Source organism: Parvimonas sp. D9 (assembly GCF_035282565.1).
GTDB lineage: Bacteria > Bacillota > Clostridia > Tissierellales > Peptoniphilaceae > Parvimonas > Parvimonas micra.
This window is the reverse complement of record NZ_JAYKBM010000069.1, coordinates 1-393: the sequence shown is the minus strand read 5'-3', so window position 1 is coordinate 393 and position 393 is coordinate 1. Positions and strand designations below refer to the sequence as shown.

1 protein-coding gene is annotated in these 393 nt (G+C 52.7%); it reads right to left on the bottom strand.

The window, feature by feature from the left end; genetic code table 11:
• Positions 1-393, bottom strand: a 393-nt coding sequence (locus VJI94_RS08060) for a hypothetical protein (RefSeq protein ID WP_324008972.1), incomplete at both ends; no start/stop codon positions are given.

Sequence of the window (393 nt, the reverse complement as noted above, 5' to 3'; positions counted from 1 at the left end):
GCACGCCCACCAGGCGAAACAGCTTGAGCTGCCCACCGAGTGGAAATTTTGCCATTAATGTCGGTAATGGCAGTTTGTAGCGTACCAGCAGTACCTTCAAGATCACCTGCACGAACCTCCACATTGCTGATGCGTGTAGCTGCGGCACTATCAGCATTGGCACGTGCCGTTGCTTCGTCATTAACGGCAGCACCAATTACAGTTGCCGCGGCCCCAGACGAAGTAACAGGCTTACCGAAGAGCATTGGCAGCATAACTTCAACAAAGGCATTCGGATCCTGAGAGTAAGCCCCCTTATAATATTCAGTACCACCACCACGGCCGGCTTTACCGGAACCAACAAGGATGTAAGCACACCACCCCTGGAATCTATTCGAGAAGAACGCCTCGCCA